Genomic DNA, 23,005 nt, shown 5'->3' with positions numbered 1-23,005 from the left:
GTCACGACACTACTCGCAAGATCTCCTCGATCGAAGTCTGGCCGAGCTTGGCCTTCTCCCACGCGTCTTCGCGCAGGGTGAGCATGCCCTGCTCGCGTGCCAGGCGACCAAGCTCCGCACTGGAAACCCGCGCGACGGCGAGCCGCTCGATCTCCTCGGTCACGGACATCACCTCGTGAATGGCCATGCGCCCTCGGTAACCGGTCTTCGAACAGCTGCCGCAGCCGACCGGTGCATAAATGGTGGGCAGTTCGACATCCGGATCGATGTTCATGTGCAGGGCGCCGAGGTACTCCCGGGTGTATTCGGCCGACTGTTTGCAGCGCTCGCAGAGCCGGCGGGCCAGGCGCTGGGCGACGACGCAGTCCAGCGCCGAGCCGACTAGGAACGGTTCGATGCCCATCTCGATGAGTCGCGTGACCGCGCTCGGCGCGTCGTTGGTGTGCAAAGTGGACAGCACCAGGTGGCCGGTCAGGGACGCTTCAATGGCGATCTGCGCGGTCTCGTGGTCGCGGATCTCGCCGACCAGAACGACATCCGGGTCGCTGCGGAGGATGGAGCGCAGCGCACTCGCGAACGTGAGCCCCGCCTTCGGGTTGACCTGCACCTGATTGATGCCGGTCATGCGATATTCGACCGGATCTTCAACCGTGATCACGTTGATCTCGGTGCGAGCGACCGCGTTCAGCGTCGCGTAGAGCGTCGTCGACTTGCCTGAACCGGTCGGGCCGGTCACCAGGATCATGCCGTGGGGCTTCGAATACGACCGCTTGAAAGCCTGGAAGTTGTGCTCCAGCAGGTCGAGATCTTTCAGGCTCAGGCTGGTGTTCGAGTTGTCCAGGATGCGCATGACGACCTTTTCGCCCCACACCGTCGGCAGCGTCGCAACGCGCAGGTCGATCTGGCGACCGCCGTGAGTGACGGACATGCGGCCATCCTGCGGCTTGCGCCGCTCGGCGATGTCGATGTCGCTCATGATCTTCAGCCGGCTGATCACCCCGTTCTGGATGCCCTTGGGCGCGCTCTGCATTTGGTGCAGCACCCCGTCAATGCGGTATCGCACGCGCACGCCGTGTTCACCGGGCTCGATATGAATGTCGGATGCCTGGTCCTGGATCGCCTGGCTCACGAGGAGGTTGACGAAGCGCACGATCGGGGCGTCGTCTTCCACGGCATCCGCCATGTTGAAGGTGGCCGACTCGGCGTCGGCCTGCTCCTCCTCGATGGTGTTCGTGAGGTCGTTCAGCTCGTCGTCCGCGCGCAGGTAGCGATCGATCGCGGCGTTCAGGTCGCTGAGCTCAGCCACGACGGGGCGGGGGCGCATGCGCGCGGCGGTGCGCACGTCATCCAGGGCGAAGAGGTTGCCCGGGTCGGCCACCGCGACGATCACGTGATCGTCTTCGACGCCGATGGGCAAGATGGTGTGCCGGCGACAGATCGACGGGGCGACCAGACCGATTGCTGTGCGGTCGATCGGATAGTCGAGCAGCTCGACGAACGGCACCTGGGCGGCTTCGGCTCGGGCGTGCGCCAGTTGCAGGCTGGAGATCGTGCCGTCTTCGACGAAGGATTGGATTAGTTTCGACTCCTCAGCAGGCGAGTCGATTGTGGCGTCAAGCTGCTCAATCGGCAGCACGCCGTGCAGAATCAGGATCTCGGTCACGGATGCCATCCATGCCCCCCTTCAGGCAGGAAGCGATGCCTTTCGCACGCGCATCGATCGTGATCGGTTGGTCGGCGCGCGAGCGACTCGCTTGGTTCGGGTACAAGCTCTCCCAGAGTACTTGGGCGCACGCGGGTTGAACAGCCCCGCATTCAGGGGTGAGTGATGCTCACTTTCCCCGCAGCCCGCTGGTCGAGTAGCTCGCTCGCGCAATCCCCCCGCTGGTCGAGTAGCCCGCGAGCGCCAGCGAGCAGGCGTATCGAGACCAAGGGCCTTCCAGAGTGCAGGCTCGAGTCTCGATATGCGTATTCGCTACGCTCTTGCGCTACTCGACCACCGGTACCGGCACCCCCGCCGGTCGAGTAGCTCGCGAGCGCAGCGAGCGGGCGTATCGAGACCAAGGGCCCCCGCCCCACACGGTCGAGTCTCGATACGCGTATTCGCTACGCTCATGCGCTACTCGACCTCCGGCGGGGCATCCGCCGCTTGCGACTCAGCGCAGACAGTGCATCAAGCCGTCCGTCGATGAGAGCCTGCCGTTTGGCCCGACTCCAGCTCTGCACCTGCTTTTCACGCGCAAAGGCCTCGTCGATGCGGTTGTAGTCCTCGGCGTATACCAGCTTCACCGGCCGTCACCGTTTCGTGTACGCGGCCCCTTCACCGAGTTGATGCTGAGCTATCCGACGCTCAAGGTCGATCGTACTCCCGACGTAGAAGGATCCATCCGAGCATTCGAGTATGTACATGTGCGGCATCGCACCAGTATCGACTGCGGGTGATGTCTCGTGCAGAAGTTATCCACAGGGGTCTCGATACGCGTATTCGCTGCGCTCATGCGCTACTCGACCAGCAGTACCGGGACCGGCTCATGCGCTACTCGACCAGCAAGCCAGCGCAAAGCTTGAGGGAAATTTGAGCAGACCTTTTTGCAACCTATGCGCGCTGTTGAGACAGGTCGAACACACTGTTGTCATCCCGCAAGGGCTGCACGAAGAAGCCAAAAACCCGACCTGCTTGCCCGTGCGAAACCTTTAACTGACTACCCGACCAGCAGTTGAATCGTGCCGATCCGGCGCCGTTCAACGACATCGCCCGCCGGGCAATCCCACCCGAACAAAGGAACACTGAAATGAACAAGCTCACCAAAGGTGCAATCGCTGGAGCCGCTGGCATCGCGCTCCTCCTCGGCGGCGCAGGCAGCTTCGCGCTGTGGAACGCCACCTCCACCGTCGCCGGCGGAACAATCACCTCCGGGACCCTGAACATGGCGACAGTCGGTTCAGCAGTGTGGACCGACACGACCACCAACACGGTCATCAACCCGTCGACCTTCCGCATCGTCCCGGGCGACACAATCGCCGTCACCCAGCAGCTCACCGTCGCCGGCACTGGCAACGACCTCTCAGCGACGCTCGCGAACAACGGCGCCACGCTGGCCGGCACGCTTGCTTCATCACTCGGCACCCCGACCGTCGTTCAGACATTGACCGCAAGCGACAGCACCCCCATCGCAGGAAACACCGTCACCGTCGGCAACGTGCCCGTGACGGTCAACGCCACGGTGACCTTCACCTTCCCCTTCGGCACAACCGTCGACAACACCAGCCAGGCCAAGGCCGCGACGCTGAGCGACGTGCAATTCACGCTGACTCAGAACCAGCCGTAGCAGACCGGGCGGATGCCGCGCACCCGAACGCGGCATCCGCCCCCCTTCTCGTTCTCCCGCAACGTTGTTCACCCGCCCGTAACGACACAGAAGGTCAGACACGCCCATGTTCTCAGTACCCAGGTTTGGTCGAGGTGCGCAGCGCCGACACCGCACCGGCGTGCCGGGAACCGGGCACCTGCAGCACACCACGCACCTGCAGCGCACGACGCGCTCAGCACTGCTGACCACTGTCGTCGCCAGCCTCGCCGCGATCGGTGTCGCCCTCTCGGCCACCGCCGGCAGTTATGCCCTCTGGAATGGCGCGGCCACGGTCGGCGGCGCGACGGTCACGGCGGGCGCATCCGCTGTCACAATCAACGGTGCGACGACCGCATCATTGCCTGCGCTCGGCGCGCTCGGCCCGGGTGAGTCCGTCGCAACACCGCTGACGATCGCCAACACCGGTTCGACACCGCTGACGCTCGCCGTCACCGGAACGACCATCGGGGCGGATGCCGGTTCCCTCACCCTCGCCCCCGCTCTCACGGCCACTCTCACGCAGGTGCCCGACGCACCACACTGCGTGACCGGCCTCACCGGCGGCACGACCGGCGCACTCAACGGGTTCACTACCACGGCATCTCCCGTCTCACTCGCAAAGGGCGCGAACGCCGTGCTGTGTCTGCAGTTGACGCTCGCGACTGCCGCCCCGAGCGCGACGCAAGGAAAGTCCGCCACCTTCACCATGGCCTTGACCGGAACGCAGGTGCAGCCGTGATCAAGCACAAGCTCGCGATCACGCTTGGGCTCGCCGTCGCGCTCACCCTCTGCGGGGCCGGCGCAAGCTACGCGTTCTGGAGCGTACCAGTCAGCGCCGGCGGCAGTGTCGCCGCTAAGACGATCAGCATCACCGAGACGATGCCGGCGAGTTTCGGCGGCACACTGAGTAGCAGTACTCCGATCGCCGGGGCGATCACGATCACCAACAACGGCACCGTCACGGGCACCTACGCCAGCTCGGTCACGATCTCAGGCTTGAGCTCAGGCACACTCGCTGCCGCGGTGAACGTCGTCGCCTGGACAACCACGAACCCAAGCGCCGCGAACTGCATCACACCGACCGGCACGACCGTCTCGGGAACCTGGGCGAGCTTCCCTGCACTGACCGGATCGCTCGCGCCGGGTGCGGCGGTGTCATACTGCGTCAAGTCATCGTTGGGCTCGACCAGCGGCCTCGCAACAAGTACGGTCATGCCGACGATCACGGCGACACTCACGGCCGGCACCAACTGGAACGCATCCGCAGCGGTCAACGCAACACAGTCGTACACCGCACCACCGCCATCCGCTACGTGGTACCAATTGAAGAACGTCGCAACGCAGCGCTGCGCGTACGTGAGCTCGACGACGGCGGCCACGACCATCGTCTCGGCCACCTGCAGCGCGCCGGTTGCACTCGACGGTCAAGCGTTCAAGCTCAGTCAGTCCGGCGCCACCAGCATCGTGACGTATGTCGCCCAGACTCTCGGCATCGCCAATTCGAGCGCCGGGAACAACAAACCGGCCGTCACGGCGTTGACAACCAGCGGCAGCAATCAGACGTGGACCGTCAACCAGACCGGCGCCGACTACGTGTTCACCAACGCCGGAAACAGCCGATGCCTGGCTGACGATTCAAGCTCAGCCGGCTCAGCCCTGACCCTTGACAATTGCGCAACCACCGCAACTCAGCAATTCACCCTGGAGCCGATCCAATGACGATCTCACTGCACAGTGCTAGCACCGACACCACCCAACCCGGCGCCCGCGGTTCAACGGCCGAAGAGCCCGCCGAAGAGCAGTCCGAGGCGAAGCGCCGCGGCGTTCTGCACTTCATCGGAGTCGGCCTGAGCGCCGGGGCGTTGACGCTCGTGCTCGCGTTCGCTGCGATCCTGATCGTCGTTCCGTGGGTTGCCGGCGCCACCCCGATGACGATCCTCACCAGTTCGATGGAACCGACACTGCCGCCGGGCACGCTGATCGTTGTGAAGCCTGAGCCGATCTCCGACATCCGCATCGGCGACGTCATGACCTATCAGTTCGAGTCCGGCAAGCCCGCCGTCGTGTCGCATCGAGTGATCAGCGAGTCGGTGCGCGCGGATGGTGCTCGCACCTTCATCACGAAGGGCGACAACAACGCGGTTGCGGACCCCAACCCCGTCGTGGCCGGTCAGGTGCGCGGTGTCGTGTGGTACAGCATCCCCTGGATCGGTTACGCCAGCACCGCCATCAACGGTTCCAACCGGTCCTGGATCGTGCCAGCCATCGCCGTCGTGCTGATCGGCTACGCCGGGTACATGATCCTCGGCGGTGTGCTGGAAGCGCGCAAGAAGCGGCGCGCGGCTGCGGCCTCGCTGGGCGAGTAGCCCCATCCCGCTGGTCGAGTAGCCCATCCCGCCGGTCGAGTAGCCCTTCCCGCCGGTCGAGTAGCCCTTCCCGCCGGTCGAGTAGCGAGCGAGGAACGAGCCCGCGTATCGAGACCAAGGAGCCTCTCACGTGACACAGTCGGGTCTCGATACGCGTATTCGCTGCGCTCATGCGCTACTCGACCACCGGTAGCTACTCGACCACCAGCAGTAAAAGGGGGAAGGCCCCGACCGAAGTCGGGGCCTTCCTGGGGGCGAAACGCGATCAACAGACCGAGGCGATCAGTTGTACGTTCCGGGGGTGTAGTCATCCGAACTGAAGCTGTCGAAATCAACGAAGCTCAGGTCGTTCTCGTTGAAGACGGCGTCGTCGGTGAAGATGCGGTTCGGGTAACGCTCCGCCTTCGCCTCCTCGGTCGCCTCGACGGTGACGTTGCGGTAGCGACCGAGGCCTGTACCGGCCGGGATCAGCTTTCCAATGATGACGTTCTCTTTCAGACCGATCAGCGGGTCGCTCTTGCCTTCCATGGCGGCCTGCGTGAGAACACGCGTGGTCTCCTGGAACGACGCGGCGCTCAGCCACGACTCGGTTGCCAGCGAGGCCTTGGTGATACCCATGACCTCCTGACGAGCGGATGCCGTCTTCTTGCCCTCGGTCAACGCGGCCCGGTTGAGCTCGTTGTACCGCTGACGGTCGACCAGTTCACCCGGCAGCAGGTCGGTGTCGCCGTGCTCGACGACGGTGACCTTGCGCAGCATCTGACGCACGATGACCTCGATGTGCTTGTCGTGGATCGGCACACCCTGTGACCGGTACACGCCCTGCACACCGCCGACGAGGTGCTCCTGCACGGCACGCACACCGCGAACGCGCAGGACCTCTTTCGGGTCCACCGCCCCCACGATGAACTGCTGGCCGAGTTCCACGTGGTCGCCGTCTTCGACGAGAAGCGTCGAGCGCTTCAACACCGGGTAGGCGTGCTCCTCGTCACCTGAGTCGGGTGTCAGGATCACCTTGCGGCTGCGGTCGGTGTCTTCGATCCGGATGCGTCCGGCCGCTTCCGCAATCGGGGAGGCACCCTTCGGGGTGCGCGCCTCGAACAACTCCGTCACACGGGGCAGACCCTGTGTGATGTCGTCAGCGGATGCCGACCCACCGGTGTGGAAGGTACGCATCGTCAGCTGCGTTCCCGGCTCACCGATCGACTGCGCGGCGATGATGCCGACGGCCTCGCCGATGTCCACGAGCTTGCCGGTGGCAAGCGAACGGCCGTAGCAGACCGCGCACACGCCGACCACAGACTCACAGGTCAGAACAGAACGCACCTTGATCTTCTCGACACCGGCCAGAACCAGCTTGTCGATCAGCACGTCGCCGACGTCTGAGCCGGCTTCCGCGATGACGGTGCCGGAGGCATCCACCGCGTCAGCGGCCAGCGAGCGAGCGAACACGGAGTTCTCCACGTTCGGGTCGCGCACGAGCTTGCCGGTGGAATCCGGTGCGGCGATCGGCAGTTCGAGACCGCGCGTTGTGCCACAGTCGTCTTCACGGATGATGACGTCCTGCGACACGTCGACGAGGCGCCGGGTGAGGTACCCGGAGTCCGCGGTGCGCAGAGCGGTGTCGGCCAGACCCTTGCGGGCACCGTGCGTTGCGATGAAGTACTCCGCGACGGACAGGCCCTCGCGGTAGCTCGACACGATCGGGCGCGGGATGATCTCACCCTTCGGGTTGTTCACCAGCCCACGCATACCGGCGATGTTGCGCACCTGCAGCCAGTTACCACGGGCTCCAGAAGAGACCATGCGGTAAATCGTGTTGTCCTTCGGGAAGTTGTCCTGCATCGCTTGCGCGACCTCGGCAGTGGCATCCGTCCAGATCTTGACGAGCTCCTGGCGACGCTCGGTCTCGGTGGTGAGACCCTTGTCGAACTCGCCCTGAACCTTCGCAGCCAACTTCTCGTAACGCGCGATAATCGCGGGCTTCGACGGCGGCGTCAGGATGTCTGAGAGCGCGACGGTCACACCCGAACGAGTCGCCCAGTAGAAACCGGCGTCCTTGATGTTGTCCAGCGCAGCAGCAACCTCGACCTTCGGGTAGCGCTCGGCCAGGTCGTTGACGATCCCGGAGAGCGTGCCCTTGTCGGCGACCGCCACGATGAACGGGTAGTCCGCCGGCAGCGCCTCGTTGAACAGTGCGCGACCCAGGCTGGTGGGAACCAGCACCGTGCCCGCGGCCTTGCCGCGGCCGTCCGACACGTCGGTCAGCTCGACACCCTCGGGCTGCGTGCCCTCGGTGAAGACCTGATCAGTGAGGCGGATGCGCGCCATCGCGTTCAAATCAAGCGTGCCCTGGTCTTTGGCCAAGATCGCCTCGGACACCGAGGTGAACGCGCGGCCTTCGCCGATCGCGCCCTCCTTGATGGTCGTCAGGTGGTGCAGGCCGATGATCATGTCCTGCGTGGGCAGGGTCACCGGGCGGCCGTCTGAGGGCTTCAGGATGTTGTTCGACGCGAGCATCAGGATGCGCGCCTCGGCCTGAGCCTCGACGGACAGCGGAAGGTGCACGGCCATCTGGTCGCCGTCGAAGTCCGCGTTGAACGCGGCACAGACGAGCGGGTGCAGCTGGATGGCCTTGCCCTCGACCAGTTGCGGCTCGAACGCCTGGATGCCCAGACGGTGCAGCGTGGGTGCGCGGTTCAGCAGGACGGGGCGCTCACGGATGATCTCCTCGAGCACGTCCCACACCTGCGGACGGCTGCGCTCGACCATGCGCTTTGCGGCCTTGATGTTCTGAGCGTGGCTCAGGTCGATCAGCCGCTTGATCACGAACGGCTTGAACAACTCCAGGGCCATCTGCTTGGGCAGACCGCACTGGTGCAGCTTCAGCTGCGGGCCGACGATGATGACCGAACGACCCGAGTAGTCAACGCGCTTGCCGAGCAGGTTCTGGCGGAACCGACCCTGCTTGCCCTTGAGCATGTCGCTCAGGGACTTCAGCGCGCGGTTACCTGTACCTGTGACCGGGCGACCGCGGCGACCGTTGTCGAACAGTGCGTCGACGGCCTCCTGCAGCATCCGCTTCTCGTTGTTGACGATGATCTCGGGGGCTCCGAGATCGAGCAGACGACGCAGACGGTTGTTGCGGTTGATCACACGACGGTAGAGGTCGTTCAGGTCGCTTGTTGCGAAGCGGCCACCGTCGAGCTGCACCATCGGGCGCAACTCCGGCGGGATCACCGGAACGACATCCAGCACCATGGCCGCGGGCGAGTTGCCCGTGATCAGGAACGAGTTGACGACACGCAGACGCTTGATGGCGCGGATCTTCTTCTGACCCTTGCCGTTGGCGATCTGGTCGTGCAGCAGCTCGGCCTCAGCGTTCAGGTCGAACGCCTCGAGACGCTTCTGGATCGCCTCGGCGCCCATGTGGGCCTCGAAGTACAGGCCGTAGCGGTCGATCAGCTCATTGAAGTCGGCGTCTTCAGGCTTGAGGTCGCCGACCTTGAGGGTGCGGAAACCGTCCCAGACGCGCTCGAGCCGAGCGATGTCTTCGTCGTAGCTCTTGCGAGTCTGCGTCATCTCCTTCTCGGCGCCGTCCTTGGTGCGACGCTTCTGGTCGGACTTCGCGCCCTCCTCTTCCAGGGCGGCCAGGTCGGTCTCGAGCTTGACCAGACGGTCGGCGATGCGCGCGTCCCGCTGGTCGGAGAGGGTCTTGATCTCGAGCCGCAGCTCGTTCTCAAGCCCCGGCATGTCGGCGTGGCGGCCTTCTTCGTCAACGTCGATCACCATGTAGGCGGCGAAGTAAATGACCTTCTCGAGGTCTTTCGGCGCCATGTCGAGCAGGTAGCCGAGGCGGCTCGGCACACCCTTGAAGTACCAGATGTGCGTGACGGGCGCAGCCAGCTCGATGTGCCCCATGCGCTCACGGCGCACAGAAGACTTCGTCACCTCGACACCACAGCGCTCGCACACGATGCCCTTGAAGCGCACACGCTTGTACTTGCCGCACGAGCACTCCCAGTCGCGGGAGGGTCCGAAGATCTGCTCCCCGAAGAGGCCGTCCTTTTCAGGCTTCAGCGTGCGGTAGTTGATGGTCTCCGGCTTCTTGACCTCACCGTGGGACCAGCGACGGATGTCGTCGGCCGTTGCCAGGCCGATACGCAACTCGTCAAATGTTGTTACGTCGAGCAATTTTTCTCCTATTTAGAAGGTTCGTCAGAGTGAGCATTCGCGGTGCTTCGACAAGCTCAGCAACCGGGGTCACGCTTAGATCTCGTCGATTGTCGACGACTCGAAGCGGGAGGAAATGTTGATGCCGAGCTCTTCCGCGGCACGGAAGGCTTCGTCATCCGTGTCTCGCAGGCTGACCGCGGTGCCGTCTGCCGAGAGCACTTCGACGTTCAGGCAGAGCGACTGCATTTCCTTGATGAGAACCTTGAAGGATTCCGGGATGCCCGGCTCTTGGATGTTCTCACCCTTGACGATGGCCTCATACACCTTGACGCGGCCGAGGATGTCATCCGACTTGATGGTCAGGAGCTCCTGCAGCGCATACGCGGCACCGTAGGCCTCGAGGGCCCACACCTCCATCTCACCGAAACGCTGACCGCCGAACTGCGCCTTACCACCGAGCGGCTGCTGGGTGATCATCGAGTACGGGCCGGTCGAGCGTGCGTGGATCTTGTCGTCGACCAGGTGGTGCAGCTTGAGGATGTACATGTAGCCGACCGAGATGGGCTCCGGGTACGGCTCACCGCTGCGGCCGTCGAAGAGCTGCGTTTTTCCGGATGCGCCGATCAGGCGCTCTCCATCACGCGTCAGGTTCGTCGAGTCGAGCAGACCCGCGATCTCCTGCTCTGCAGCACCGTCGAACACCGGGGTCGCGACCTTCGTGCCCGGGGCGGCGCTGTGCGCGTCCGCCGGGAGGGTCTTGGCCCAGGCAGGCTTACCCTCGACTTCCCAACCCTGCTTGGCAGCCCAGCCCAAGTGGATCTCCAGCACCTGGCCGAAGTTCATGCGGCCGGGAACGCCGAGCGGGTTCAGGATCACGTCGACCGGGGTGCCGTCGCTCAGGAACGGCATGTCCTCCACGGGAAGGATGCGCGAAATAACACCCTTGTTGCCGTGACGGCCGGCGAGCTTGTCGCCCGCGGTGATCTTGCGCTTCTGAGCGATGTAGACGACGACACGCTGGTTGACGCCCGAGCCGAGCTCGTCGTCGCCGTCCTGCGCGTCGAACACCTTGACACCGATGATCGTGCCCTCTTCACCGTGCGGCACCTTGAGGGAGGTGTCGCGAACCTCGCGGCTCTTCTCGTTGAAGATGGCGCGCAGCAGGCGCTCCTCCGCGCTCAACTCGGTCTCGCCCTTCGGGGTGACCTTGCCGACCAGGATGTCGCCGGGGTTGACCTCTGCACCGATCCGGATGATGCCGCGCTCGTCGAGGTCGGCCAACAGGTCGGGGCTGACGTTCGGCAGGTCGCGGGTGATCTCTTCCTTGCCCAGCTTCGTGTCGCGAGCGTCAACCTCGTACTCTTCGATGTGAATCGAGGAGAGCGTGTCGTCCTTCACCAGGTTCTGGCTGAGGATGATCGCGTCTTCGTAGTTGTAGCCTTCCCACGGCATGAATGCGACGAGCAGGTTCTTGCCGAGCGCGAGTTCGCCGTTCTCGGTGGCGGGGCCATCCGCGATGACTTCGCCGACCTCGATGCGGTCGCCCTCGTTCACGATTACGCGGTGGTTGTAGCTGGTGCCCTGGTTGGAGCGGTCGAACTTGCGCAGGTAGTGGGTCTGCGTGCCGCCTTCGTCGAGAAGGATGGTGACAGCATCCGCTGAGACCTCGGAGACCACACCCGGCTTGTCGTTGATCAGAACGTCGCCGGCGTCGATGGCTGCGTAGCCCTCCATGCCGGTGCCGACCAGCGGGGACTCACTGCGCACCAGCGGCACGGCCTGACGCTGCATGTTCGCACCCATCAGGGCACGGTTCGCGTCGTCGTGCTCGAGGAACGGGATAAGAGAGGTCGCGACCGACACCATCTGGCGCGGGGAGACATCCATGTAGCCGATTTGGTCGGCGGGGATCAAGTCGACCTCGCCGCCCTTCTCACGGGCCAGCACGCGCTCCTCGGCGAAGCGACTGTCCTTCGTCAGCGGGGCGTTGGCCTGCGCGACGATGAAGTCGTCCTCTTCGGATGCGGTGAGGTAGTCGATCGTGTCGGTGACGATTCCATCAACAACGCGACGGTACGGTGTCTCGATGAAACCGAACGAGTTGATCCGCGCGAACGATGCGAGCGAACCGATCAGACCGATGTTCGGGCCTTCCGGAGTCTCGATCGGGCACATGCGGCCGTAGTGGCTGGGGTGCACGTCGCGCACCTCGACGCCGGCGCGCTCACGGCTGAGACCGCCTGGGCCCAGGGCGCTCAGGCGACGCTTGTGCGTCAGACCGGCGAGCGGGTTGTTCTGGTCCATGAACTGGGAGAGCTGGCTGGTGCCGAAGAACTCCTTGATCGCGGCGACGACGGGGCGCACGTTGATCAGGGTCTGCGGGGTGATCGCCTCGATGTCCTGCGTGGTCATGCGCTCGCGAACGACGCGCTCCATGCGGGAGAGGCCGGTGCGCACCTGGTTCTGGATCAGTTCGCCGACCGCACGAATGCGGCGGTTGCCGAAGTGGTCGATGTCGTCGACGTCCAGGCGCAGGTCGATCTTCTTGCCGTCGCGCAGGCCCTCGATCGTGGTGCGGTTGTCGTGGAGGGCAGCCAGGTACTTGATCGTCTTGATCACGTCGGCTGTGGAGAGAACGGAGTCGCTGAGCGGCGCATCCATACCGAGCTTGCGGTTGATCTTGTAACGACCGACCTTCGCGAGGTCGTAACGCTTCGGGTTGAAGTAGAAGTTGTCGAGCAGCGCACGCGCGGCCTCGGCGGCAACCTGCTCGCCCGGGCGCAGCTTGCGGTAGATGTCCTTCAGCGCCTCTTCCTTGGTGAGGATGGTGTCCTTCTCCAGGGTGAGGGCGATCGACTCGAAACCGGCGAACTCCTCGAGGATCTCTTCGCTCGACAGGCCGAGCGCCTTCAGGAAGACGGTGACGGACTGCTTACGCTTACGGTCGATGCGCACACCGACCTGGTCGCGCTTGTCGATTTCGAACTCAAGCCAGGCGCCGCGGCTCGGGATGATGCGGGCGGAGTAGATGTCCTTGTCTGAGGTCTTCTCCGGGGTGCGCTCGAAGTACACGCCGGGGCTGCGAACCAGCTGCGACACGACGACACGCTCGGTGCCGTTGATCACGAACGTGCCCTTTTCGGTCATCAGCGGGAAGTCGCCCATGAAGACCGTCTGAGTCTTGATCTCACCGGTGAGGTGGTTCATGAACTCGGCCTCGACGTAGAGCGGTGCGGAGTAGGTCTTACCCTTTTCCTTGCACTCGTCGATCGTGTACTTGCGCTCCTCGAGGAACGGGTTCGTGAACGAAAGTTGCATCGTCTCACCGAGGTCCTCGATGGGCGAGATCTCTTCGAAGATCTCCTCGAGGCCGGTGTGACTTGGCAGATCTTGACGGCCCTGTGCCTCGGCTTCTGTGACACGGGCTTCCCATGCCTCGTTGCCGACGAGCCAGTCGAAGCTCTCGGTCTGCAGTGCGAGCAGATCGGGAACTGTCAGGGTGTCTGTGATCTTTGCGAACGAGAGACGAGAGTGGTTTCGTCCGTTCTTAGGGTTGGATTTGGTGGATGCGTTGCGCGCAGCAGCCAAGGAAATGACCTCCGTGGGCCCATGAGGGGCCGCTCAGTTAGAGTCGGTTGAGTGGTTGGACGAGACTCCCGCTAAAGTGGTGCCGATATCTGACTGATGTTCTACGGATTGCCGGCCGGTTGCCCGGCAAGCTGCCGCTGAACACAGCCCAGGCACGCAAAGCCGACCGCAATATGAGGGCATGAGTGTGTGGGGAGCGCAAAGATCCACTATATGACTTAAAGGCGCGCCGTGTCCACTTAATTCTTGACCTATTTCGAAATCCGCGGTATAACCCCAGCTTTTACCCCTCCGCCCCCCGCCGGTCGAGTAGCGAGCACCAGCGAGCACCCCGGTGGTCGAGTAGCGAGCGCCAGCGAGCGTATCGAGACCCCCGCCGCCCCGCCGCGCTCTGTTATCGCGCAGAATTCAGGCTGCACCCGGGGTCAAACGCGCGACACGCGCGGAAAATCCTCATCCAACCTGAATCCTGAATCACGGCGCGCGCCGCCGCCACCCCGGGGGCGCCCACACGCCAGCCGCGAGACGCCCCGGCCAGCCGCCGTCGGCTTCCGTTGCAAACATCCGCCGCAGGCATCCGCCAACCCACTCTTGCGCAGAATTCAGGCTGCACCCGGGGTCAAACGCGCGACACGCCCAGAAAACGACCGTCCAACCTGAATCCTGAACCGCGGCGCGCGCTGCCGCCACCCCGGGGGCGCCCACACGCCGGCCGCGAGACGCCCCGCCCAGCTGCCGCGGGCATCCGCCAACCCACTCGCGCCGAAATCAGGCTGCACCTGGGGTGGAGCACGCCACACGCAGCAGTGATGTCTCAGGACATCGGTGACGAAACTGTGTCAGTACGGGAGTGACAGTCGGGGTGCGGTCAGTAGTCGACCGCGGTTTTCAGGATGGTGGCGACTCGCTTTTTGTCGGCGTCATCCAGCTTGGTCAAGGCGAAGCCGACCGGCCAGAGGTTGCCGTCGTCCAATTTCGCCGGCTGCTGGAACTCGAGGGTCGCATAGCGGATCTTGAACTTCGAGCCCGGCTTGAAGGCGACAACCACTTTGCCGTCGGCGTCGGCGTATGCAGGCATCCCGTACCAGGTTTTCGCAGCCAGCGACGTGTTCTCCAAGACCAGCTGGTGGAACGCCTCTGCGAGTTCCTTGTCGGTCCCGGTCATGCCGGCGATCGCAGCATCGCACGCCGCGGCGGCATCCGCTCCTTCTTGTGCAGCCTTCTTCTCGGCGATGGCCGCCCGCATCGCAGCCTTTTCTTCTTTACTGAACGTGACAGCCATGGGTGTCCTCCCGTGTTTGATCTGCGACCAGTTTGATCTGCGACCAATAATAGGTTGGCGACTCAGCCCCGGCTTCTCGAATCGTGCTCGGTTGCAGAGTCGGCGGTCACCAGCGGTGCGCAGCCGGGTTTGATTCGCAGCCGAGTGTCAAGCCGAAGGCACCGGATACAAGTGGCGGCCGCGAGCGATAAGTCTGAGGATAACGGGCTCGATGCGCTCCCATTCGTGCACGATCTGCCGGTAGTTGAGGCGAAGCACCACATAGTCTCGGTCGATCAGAGCGATGTCGCGGTCATAGTCTCGCGCCGAAGCCACGTCGCCGTCATGGAATTCATGGCTGTCGCACTCGATCACGAGGCGGTCGCCGACCAGCAGGTCGACTCGGCCGACACTGCGAATTTGCACCTGCGTCCGCACCCGGATTCCCAGCCGCCGCAGCCGAAGTCGCACGAGCGACTCGGTTCCGGATTGACTCGTGCCGTCGCACAGATCGAGCACACGTGAATATCGCGCTGGCAACGACACCGTTGCGGCGCGCAGTTGCCGCATCGCCACCTTCTTGAGATTCAGCGCCGAGTCCAGCATGACGACCGCGCCTTCTTCGCATTGACAGTCGATGGCATGCAACAGCGTGGTAACGATCGGCGCAACTGTGACCGGCTTTGCCGGCGACGTCCAGCGCCAGTGGAGACAGATCTCACGTACGGCTGTGTCCTCGCACTCGATGCCACGAGTTGTCGCAGCGCGGGCCGCTTTCGCGCTCATCAGTGACCAGCGCACTGCAGTAGCGGGCGGCGGCGGCCGTGAATCGGTCGAGGGGCGGCGGGCATCGGTCGAGGAGCGCCGCGAATCGGCAAACGGCGCCGGCGAGTCGGCAGACCACGTCCGCGAATCGGCAGACCACGTCGGCGAGTCGGCAGACCACGTCGGCGAGTCGGCAGACCACGTCGGCGAGTCGACCGACGGCGCCGGCGAGTCTCGCGTTGCACCCGCCGCGCTTGGAGTGCGCAGGCGCGATGCGTTGCCCGGAACCGCGACATGCAGTCGGTCGTCGTCGAGCACCCAAAGCCCGAGCTGCCGCCCGGCCGATACGCCGGTCAGTGCGCCGCCGACCGCGATCGCGTCCACAATGTCGGACGAGGCATCCGGGAGCGCGTACCAGCCCTGACGTACCCTAACGACGCGGCCAGCCCGGACGGCGGCCGTCAGGCCTCGCGGCGTGCCACCGCCGGCCAAGATTGCAGCCCGCGTGGCAACCCCGCCGAGCCGTGAAAGGACTGCATCGACCGTTTGCATGCACCCAGCGTGCCGCGGATGCGGAACGCGGCCAGGCGGCATCCGCAAATCTGTGGACAACTCCGGTCGGCGGTTACCTGTGGAGAACTTCGACGGCGGCCCCGCCAAGTCATGCTCGCGCCAACGACGAGGCCGCGTATCGGGACCTGCCGCACGGGCCCTTGCCGCACCTTGCCCGCGCCAGTGCCGGGCAGTTCATCTTGCTCCCGCTCCCGCTTCGTCGTTGGCGCGAGAATCGACGATGCGCCCGACGCCGCCAGACGATCGGATGCCACCCCCCAGCGCCGGGTTCGCCGTGATTCCGGAGAACCCGTCTGACCCTCTGCAGTTCAGTGCGAGCACGAGTTCGGAGATCGGCACGTCGACGCGTTGCCGCTGTTCGGATCCCGAAGCATCGCGCGGATCCGTGCGACGCACTCCCGAACAGCGACCCGCACACCGCCCTCGCTCTGGATGTTCATCGTCGAGACCAACGCGATCGGATGCGACGTCTCCCTCCCCAGGGGCCCGGCCGGGCCTGCGCTGACCACGGTAGACAGTTCGTCTCGAACGCTCGGTGCGTTCGCCGCCGCCTCGGTACTCGATCCGGATGCGCCGCCCTCGGCGACCGTTCAAACCCGGCTGATCGTGCGCGACTCGACAGGTCCCGTCGTCTCAAGCACAGGCAATACGGGTTGAGGAGCACCCCGAGCACAGCGAGCAGCGCGTCTCGAAACCGGAGTCTTCAGCGCTGCACGGTCGTGGTTTCGAGCGTGGCAGCCGCGTAGCGGCGCCGTCGTGCCGCGAAAACATGTTGTGGCTGGTTTGGGTAGCGCGGATGATGGGTGGTGCCGCGGTCGACGCCGTTGTGTCTTAGCGCTTGCAGCCTGATTTCGAGCGTGGTGTGGAGGGCGTCCACGGGAACCGTGGATTGGCGCTTACAGCCCGACTAGGAGACTCCATATTCATCTTCAGCCCTCTCCGCGGCACGCGGTGCTGCCAGCCGGTGGCGCCGGCAGTGGAAGGACTGATCATGGAAGTGGTGCACGAGAGATGCGCCGGGATGGATATCTCCAAGAACGACGCGAAAGTGTGTGTGCGCACCCCGAGTAAACGCGCGGGTTACTACCATAACGAGGTGACCACCTATGGGGCCACCACCAACGAGGTCCTTCGGTTACGGGCCGACCTGGTCGCCGCGCAAGTCACGTTAGTGGTGATGGAGGCGACCAGCGACTACTGGAAACCGTTCTTCTTCCCGTTGCAGGAGGAACTGAACGTGCAGCTGGTCAACGCGAAACAGGCCAAGAACATCCCGGGTCGTAAGAGTGATGTCTCCGACGCCCGCTGGTTGGCCGAGTTGGCCGCGCACGGCTTGTTACGGGCCTCATTCGTGCCCGAGGAGCCACTGCGTCAGCTGCGAGACCTGACCCGCACCCGCAAACACTATGCGGAAGAGCAGAACCGGGAGTACTCACGGCTGGAGAAGTCACTGGAGGACGCCGGCATCAAACTCAGCAATGTCGTCTCCAGGCTGACCCTGGTGTCGGTGCGCAGCATCCTGGACGCACTGGTGGCCGGCCAACGCGACCCGCACGTGCTGGCCGACCTGGTACAGCCGACCTTGCGGAAGAAGAACCTGCAACTGATCGAGGCCCTCACCGGCCGGTTCACCGATCATCACGCGTTCATGGTCACCGTCCACCCGGCCACCATCGACTACCTCGGCCAGGCCATCACCGACCTGGAGGACCGCATCGAGGAGCTCATGGAACCCTTCCGGCCCGCCCGCGACGCCATCATGGGCATCCCCGGGGTCTCCACCACCGTCGCCGACGGTGTCATCGCCGAGATCGGCACCGATATGAACGTATTCGCCACCCCCGGGCAACTCGCTTCCTGGGCCGGAGTGGCTCCGGGACAGAACGAGTCCGCGGGACGGGTCAAATCCACCAGGACCACCCATGGGAACCACTACTTGCGCGCCTACCTTGGCATCGCGGTGCTGTCGATCGCGAAATCCAAACACACTTACCTCGGCCCCAAATATCGGCGCCTAGCCTCCCGCCGCGGCAAACTCAAAGCCGTCGTCGCGATCGAACACACCCTCCTGGACATCATCTGGAACATGCTCCACGACGGCGTCGCCTACACCGAACGCGGTGCCGACTACTACGAGAAACTCAACCCACAACGCACCATCGACCGAGCCCTGAAACAACTCACCAAACTTGGACTCACCGTGACAATCACACCCACAGCAGTTGCATAAGCCAACGTCATTTTCCTAGGTGCGAGGGTCAGTAGTGGTTTGGGGTTGGGAGTTGGCGGCGGTTTCCGGCCGCTGGCTGTCGTGGCGGGCAGGCGTGCCATGTGTGATCGGTGGGGTCTTCTGGTGTTGCAGAGACCGTGGAGCGACGGCGGCAGCTTGACTGGTCCTGGTGGGGCGGCCCGATCCTGACGGGTTAGGTTCCCAGTCCGTTCATTGACCGTGCGGTTGTGGCGCTGAAAAGTTTGAGTAGGTTGTGGCAGCCGGCGATCAGGTCCCACTCGTGTTTGGCTTGATCAAGCCCGCGCAGGAGCACGTGTTTGCCTTGCCTGGTGTGTATCTGTCCGAACACCGGTTCCACGATCGCTTTGCGCCTGGCATAAATATCGTGGCCGTGTTTGGATCGCAGCCTTTGCACCATTCGTAGTTTTGCGGTCGCCGCGGCCGCCTGTTGCTGACCCGTCCCCATGATCGCTTCCTCTGCAGCGTTGAGTCGGCGGGTTGCGATGAAGAACTCTGTCTTGCCCGCACTGGCTTCCTCGATGCCCTCCGCGAATTCGAGGTTCTTCACCGAGCAGAAGCCGGCATCGACCAGAACCTGACCGGGCAGTACCCCCAGAGTCGCTTCGGCTTTCTGAATCATCGGGGCCAACTGTTCGAAATCATTCGGGGTGTTCGTCATATCGTTGCTGACGATCACTTGATGGTCCTTATCCACCAGGCAGAAACCGTTATAGCAGTAGTGGAAGGACCCGTCCGCGGTCTTCATGATCCTCGAGTCCGGGTCGGTGAAGTTGCGTTGCGTCTTCGGTCCCACCACAGCTTTGGCTGCCGCGTCCTGACCCTTCTCCTTGACCGCACCGTCCTCATCGCCGTGCTCGCGTGCTTTCTGTTCGGCATCTTTACGGGCTTTGGCCGCCGCGTCGGCCTCGAGCGCAGCCCGCGCCTGGGCAAGCTTGCCCAAACGCGTTTCACGCCGGGCAAGCTCGGCCGGTAACTCGTCACCGCGTTTGTCCTTGCCGAACCGGGTGTCTTCCGCAGTGTCGATCGCCTCGGCCTCCGCGAGGAGATCGGAGACCTCCTCGGCCAGGACCTTCTGCCTTTGGGTCAGACGGGCGTAACTCATCGCCTTGCGGCGGGACGCGTTGGCCCGCACCTTCGTGCCGTCCAACGCGACCTGCCCCAGCGAGACCATCCCCGCCGCCCGACACAACTCCAACGCTTGCAAGAACACGTTGCCCAAGGCCGACAGGTGACGTTTGCGGAACCGGGCAATCGAACGAAAATCGGGTGCTTGCTGCGCGGTCAACCAACGAAAAGCGACCACATCCACACACGCACGCTCGAGTTCCCGCGAGGAACGCACGCCCACGCAATACCCGTAGAGCAGCACACGAACCATCAGGCGCGGGTCATACGGCGGCTGGCCCTTCGCCTTGGCATACGACGCATAAAACTTCGACAAGTCCAGCTGACTGTCCACGACGTCAGCAATGAACCGGGAAAGATGAACCTCCGGCAGCCACTCGTCCAACGACGGCGGCACCATCATCACCAGATCCGGATCGAACGGTTTGAACCGTTTATGGATCCCGGCGCCAGCCTGGATCACCGACAGATCAGGCATCACCCGTTCAATCAGCGACTCATCGAAAAGACCATCAGGAGTATCCGATCCCATACCAAATTATCCCACACTGGGACCCAAAATCCCTGATCAAACATCCAAACCACACCAACACCACTACTGACCCACGCACCTAGGAGACGCGGCCTCCTCCGTCGGCTGCTCCGGGGCCACCGAATCCCTCGCGTCACGCACCGAGCACGAGTGCGATCGTCTGCGCCCGGTCGCGCACGGCAAGCTTCGCGAAGATCGCGTTGATGTGCGTCTTCACGGTCGGCACGCTCACGAACAGCTCGCGCGCGATCTCCGGATTGCTCAAGCCGCTGCCGATCAACGCGAGCACCTCAGCCTCGCGCGCCGTCAACGTCGGAAACCTGCTTCGCAGTGCGGATGCGGTATCTGCCCTGCGCTGATCGTGTAGGTCGCCCTGCGACCGTATCGGGATCCCCGGCTGGCCGGTGTGGGCGTGGTCTCGATACGCGTCCTCGCTGCGCTCGGGCGCTACTCGACCGGCGGATGCGTCGTCACTGGGCTCAGGTTGCACGCGCCCCGCGGATGCGATCAGCCGGGCACCGACCTCCGCGGCGAGCGTCGTCTGTCCGCGCGCGACCGCCCGGATCGCTGCGGCGACCTCGGCCCGGCCGGCGTCCTTCGTGAGGTATCCGCGAGCGCCGGCCCGCAACGCGCCCATGATCGACGCGTCGTCGGCGAACGTCGTCAGCACGAGCACGGCCACGCCGGGGTGTTCCAGCACGATCCGCGCGGTTGCCGCCGCGCCGTCGAGCACGGGCATCCGCAAGTCCATGAGCACAACATCCGGGGTCTGCTCGCCGACGAGCGTGCAGGCCTCCTCGCCGTCCGCGGCCTCGCCGACGACGAGCATGTCCGGCAGCAGACCGAGCACCGTGACCAAGCCATCGCGGATGATCGCCTGATCATCCGCAACCAGCACCCGGATGCGTGCGCCAGCGTCTCCGGCATCGCCGACAGCCCCGCCCGCCCCCGCGTCGCGCACGCCGATGTCGTCAGCACCGATGTCGTCCCTGCCGATGTCGTCAGCACCGATGTCGTCCGTCACAGAAGGTCCGCCTCGGCCGAAATCACGAAACTATCTTCGCGCACTTGCGCGTCGATGCGACCTCCGGGCAATGCGTCGAACCGCTCGCGCATGCCGCGCAGGCCGTTGCCGCCACCACTCGCTGCCAGCTCGGCTGCCGCCGCAGCCTGATCGCCCGCACCGACCAATTCGTTGCTGACGGTCAGAGTCAGCTGGCGGGTGTGCCAGGCCAGCTCCATTGTGACAAGCGCGCCGGGCGCGTGCTTGCGCGCGTTGCTCAGCGACTCCTGGGCTGTTCGGCGGAAAGCGACCGCCGTTGCGGCCGCGACGGCGTGGACCTCACCGGTCTCCGTGTACCGGATCGGCCCACCGAGGCGCTGGTGAGCTGCCACGAGGTCGGCAATCGCGGTCGAGATGTCGGCGGTCGAGATATCGGCGCCCGCGCCCGCTGCGTCCACACCGGCCACACCGACATCCGCGCCCGCTGCGTCCAAGCCCGCGCCCGCTGTGTCCAAGCCTGCGCCCGCTGCGTCTACACCCGCCCCGACTGCGCCCACGCCGGCCCCGCCGGCCCGACCACTTGCACTCGTCGCATCCGGGTCGCGTAACGCGTCGATGGCGCGGCGGGCTTCACCGAGCCCCGACGCAGCCAGTGCCCGAGCGTCGCGCACCCGCGCGGCCGCCTCGTCGACGCGGCCGGATTCGAGAAGCGCATCCGTCGCATCCAGTTGGATTACCAGACCGCCGAGGCTGTGTGCCAACACGTCGTGGATCTCCCGGGCCAGCTCCTGTCGCGACGTCAGCACGTCGGCCCTCGTCTGCTCTTCGCGCATCAACACGGTGCGCTCAAGCAGCTCGTGCTGCTGCTGGATGGCGATGCGCGTCTGTCGCCGAGAGAACCCCGCCAGCAGCGCGACGGCAACGCCGGCCTCCATCGCCAGGATGCCCACCACGGAAACGTGCACGGTCAGCGCACCAAGGGCGATCAGGCCCGCAGCGACGAGTGCTATCACCGGGCCGATCCACGGCGGGTTCTGCACGGAGGCCATGGACGTCATGACGCACACGACCACCGGCGCGATCATCAGGCCGTTGGTCGGTGCAACGGAGATCGCACCGGTCGCCACCGCGACCAGCGTGATCGTCAGGCGCAGACCCCGCAGGTCCGGTGGCGTCAGCAACAACACCAGCCAGCCGAGCAGGGCAATCACGCTGAGCGGCACGGCAAGGCCGTTGTCGTAGCCGATCCAGACCTCGTAGCCGAAGTAGACGGAGACGATGACGAACCCAGCCAGGCCGATCCACCTGCCGAGCATGCCGTCGCCGAAGAAGCTCACGGCCCCATCATGCCGCGGATCAGCCCCATTCAGGCCACCACCGCCGACACCCGGGCCGCCCTGTATGAGATCACGGCGATCCGGGCAGCACGGTTGGCGGCGACGGCGATCAGGATCATGCCCGTCGAGGCGACAAAAGCCGATCCGGCGTACCCGGCGAGGGTGTCGATCCCGATGCGTACGGCGACGAAGACGACCCACAAGCCGAGGCCGAGCCATCCGGTGCGGGTCTCGAGCGTGACCACGCCGATCGGCCGACGATTGCGGCTGCGACCACTGTCGCGGGCCAGCTGCTGCTGCCGGTATGCCTCGATGGCCGACGAACTCATCGGACGGATCGTGGCGATCACACCCATCAGCGCGCCAATGCCGAACGAGATCACAATGTCGATCAGAATGAACGCGATGTCGGTCGGGGTGAGCAGGTGAACCTTCGTCGTGCTCGAGATCGTGACCAGCCCGATCAGCGCGAGAATCGCCGGCATCCGCCACATGCGCGCAGGGTCGATCGCGCGCCAGGTCAACTGGCGAAACGCGATGTATCCGATCAAGATGACGATCAACAGGCCGTTCACGACCAGTTGGATGCTCATGGTATTCCTCCGCAGGGATGCTTCGCCGTGATTCCGGCGTGATTCCAATCGTCGTTCGACAGCCAACGCCAACCCACCGCCCGCG

The 23,005-nt window shown here is 64.5% G+C and carries 18 protein-coding genes; 6 read left to right on the top strand and 12 right to left on the bottom strand.

Features of this window, described 5'->3' with window-relative positions; all coding sequences use genetic code 11:
• Position 1 precedes the first annotated feature (1 nt).
• The 3 genes from QU604_RS03760 to QU604_RS03750 form a co-directional block, all read right to left on the bottom strand.
• Positions 2–1,672 carry a GspE/PulE family protein gene (locus tag QU604_RS03760; RefSeq protein WP_308467458.1) on the bottom strand — a complete coding sequence of 557 codons (1,671 nt, stop codon included), beginning with the start codon at positions 1,670–1,672 and terminating at the stop codon, positions 2–4.
• A gap of 440 nt (positions 1,673–2,112) precedes the next feature.
• Positions 2,113–2,289 carry a hypothetical protein gene (locus QU604_RS03755; protein ID WP_308467457.1) on the bottom strand — a complete coding sequence of 59 codons (177 nt, stop codon included), beginning with the start codon at positions 2,287–2,289 and terminating at the stop codon, positions 2,113–2,115.
• 6 nt (positions 2,290–2,295) lie between these two features.
• A complete protein-coding gene (locus tag QU604_RS03750) occupies positions 2,296–2,409 on the bottom strand; it encodes a GIY-YIG nuclease family protein (RefSeq protein ID WP_308468837.1) in 114 nt (37 codons plus the stop codon).
• Between the two features lie 383 nt (positions 2,410–2,792).
• Here QU604_RS03750 and QU604_RS03745 point away from each other — a divergent pair, with 383 nt between their 5' ends.
• From QU604_RS03745 to QU604_RS03730, 4 genes are all read left to right on the top strand, one after another.
• The gene (locus QU604_RS03745) at positions 2,793–3,329 is read left to right on the top strand and encodes an alternate-type signal peptide domain-containing protein (RefSeq protein WP_308467456.1); all 537 of its coding nucleotides are present in this window, start codon (positions 2,793–2,795) and stop codon (positions 3,327–3,329) included.
• Positions 3,330–3,435: 106 nt separating this feature from the next.
• Positions 3,436–4,089 (top strand): hypothetical protein, encoded by a 654-nt coding sequence (locus QU604_RS03740; RefSeq protein ID WP_308467455.1) that lies wholly within the window; start codon positions 3,436–3,438, stop codon positions 4,087–4,089.
• Positions 4,086–5,069, top strand: coding sequence for a ricin-type beta-trefoil lectin domain protein (locus QU604_RS03735; protein ID WP_308467454.1), 984 nt, complete (start codon positions 4,086–4,088; stop codon positions 5,067–5,069). The genes QU604_RS03740 and QU604_RS03735 overlap by 4 nt, the downstream gene beginning before the upstream one ends.
• Positions 5,066–5,716 (top strand): signal peptidase I, encoded by a 651-nt coding sequence (locus QU604_RS03730; protein ID WP_308467453.1) that lies wholly within the window; start codon positions 5,066–5,068, stop codon positions 5,714–5,716. Before QU604_RS03735 ends, QU604_RS03730 begins: the two co-directional genes overlap by 4 nt.
• Before the next feature lie 282 nt (positions 5,717–5,998).
• Here QU604_RS03730 and QU604_RS03725 read toward each other — a convergent pair whose 3' ends face one another.
• From QU604_RS03725 to QU604_RS03705, 5 genes are all read right to left on the bottom strand, one after another.
• Positions 5,999–9,910: a DNA-directed RNA polymerase subunit beta' gene (locus tag QU604_RS03725; protein ID WP_308467452.1), complete on the bottom strand. Its 3,912-nt coding sequence runs from the start codon at positions 9,908–9,910 to the stop codon at positions 5,999–6,001.
• 75 nt (positions 9,911–9,985) lie between these two features.
• Positions 9,986–13,480 carry a DNA-directed RNA polymerase subunit beta gene (gene rpoB / locus QU604_RS03720; protein ID WP_308467451.1) on the bottom strand — a complete coding sequence of 1,165 codons (3,495 nt, stop codon included), beginning with the start codon at positions 13,478–13,480 and terminating at the stop codon, positions 9,986–9,988.
• An 868-nt stretch (positions 13,481–14,348) separates the two neighbouring features.
• Entirely contained in the window at positions 14,349–14,762 is a 414-nt protein-coding gene (locus QU604_RS03715) for a hypothetical protein (RefSeq protein WP_308467450.1), read from the bottom strand.
• A 147-nt stretch (positions 14,763–14,909) separates the two neighbouring features.
• Positions 14,910–16,058, bottom strand: coding sequence for a putative endonuclease domain-containing protein (locus tag QU604_RS03710; protein ID WP_308467449.1), 1,149 nt, complete (start codon positions 16,056–16,058; stop codon positions 14,910–14,912).
• A 195-nt stretch (positions 16,059–16,253) separates the two neighbouring features.
• A complete protein-coding gene (locus QU604_RS03705) occupies positions 16,254–16,418 on the bottom strand; it encodes a UxaA family hydrolase (protein ID WP_308467448.1) in 165 nt (54 codons plus the stop codon).
• 93 nt (positions 16,419–16,511) lie between these two features.
• Between QU604_RS03705 and QU604_RS03700 the strand changes: the two genes are divergently transcribed.
• Together QU604_RS03700 and QU604_RS03695 are read left to right on the top strand one after the other, a co-directional pair.
• Entirely contained in the window at positions 16,512–16,736 is a 225-nt protein-coding gene (locus tag QU604_RS03700; protein ID WP_308467447.1) for a hypothetical protein, read from the top strand.
• A 334-nt stretch (positions 16,737–17,070) separates the two neighbouring features.
• Positions 17,071–18,309, top strand: coding sequence for an IS110 family RNA-guided transposase (locus tag QU604_RS03695; RefSeq protein ID WP_308467446.1), 1,239 nt, complete (start codon positions 17,071–17,073; stop codon positions 18,307–18,309).
• Positions 18,310–18,502: 193 nt separating this feature from the next.
• On the opposite strand, the gene QU604_RS03690 is transcribed toward QU604_RS03695, so the two are convergent.
• The 4 genes from QU604_RS03690 to QU604_RS03675 all read right to left on the bottom strand — a co-directional run bounded on the left by QU604_RS03690 (position 18,503) and on the right by QU604_RS03675 (position 22,920).
• Positions 18,503–19,897 carry an IS1182 family transposase gene (locus tag QU604_RS03690; protein WP_457852546.1) on the bottom strand — a complete coding sequence of 465 codons (1,395 nt, stop codon included), beginning with the start codon at positions 19,895–19,897 and terminating at the stop codon, positions 18,503–18,505.
• Positions 19,898–20,120: 223 nt separating this feature from the next.
• Complete coding sequence (locus QU604_RS03685) at positions 20,121–20,948, bottom strand: response regulator (RefSeq protein WP_308468836.1); 828 nt, start codon at positions 20,946–20,948, stop codon at positions 20,121–20,123.
• A gap of 59 nt (positions 20,949–21,007) precedes the next feature.
• Positions 21,008–22,327, bottom strand: a complete 1,320-nt coding sequence (locus QU604_RS03680) for a sensor histidine kinase (protein ID WP_308467445.1) — start codon at positions 22,325–22,327, stop codon at positions 21,008–21,010.
• A 29-nt stretch (positions 22,328–22,356) separates the two neighbouring features.
• Positions 22,357–22,920, bottom strand: a complete 564-nt coding sequence (locus tag QU604_RS03675) for a hypothetical protein (protein WP_308467444.1) — start codon at positions 22,918–22,920, stop codon at positions 22,357–22,359.
• Positions 22,921–23,005: the final 85 nt, after the last annotated feature.

The organism is Rathayibacter sp. SW19 (assembly GCF_030866825.1).
GTDB classification, from domain to species: Bacteria; Actinomycetota; Actinomycetes; order Actinomycetales; family Microbacteriaceae; genus Rathayibacter_A; species Rathayibacter_A soli.
This window is presented reverse-complemented; position numbering and strand designations above follow the sequence as displayed.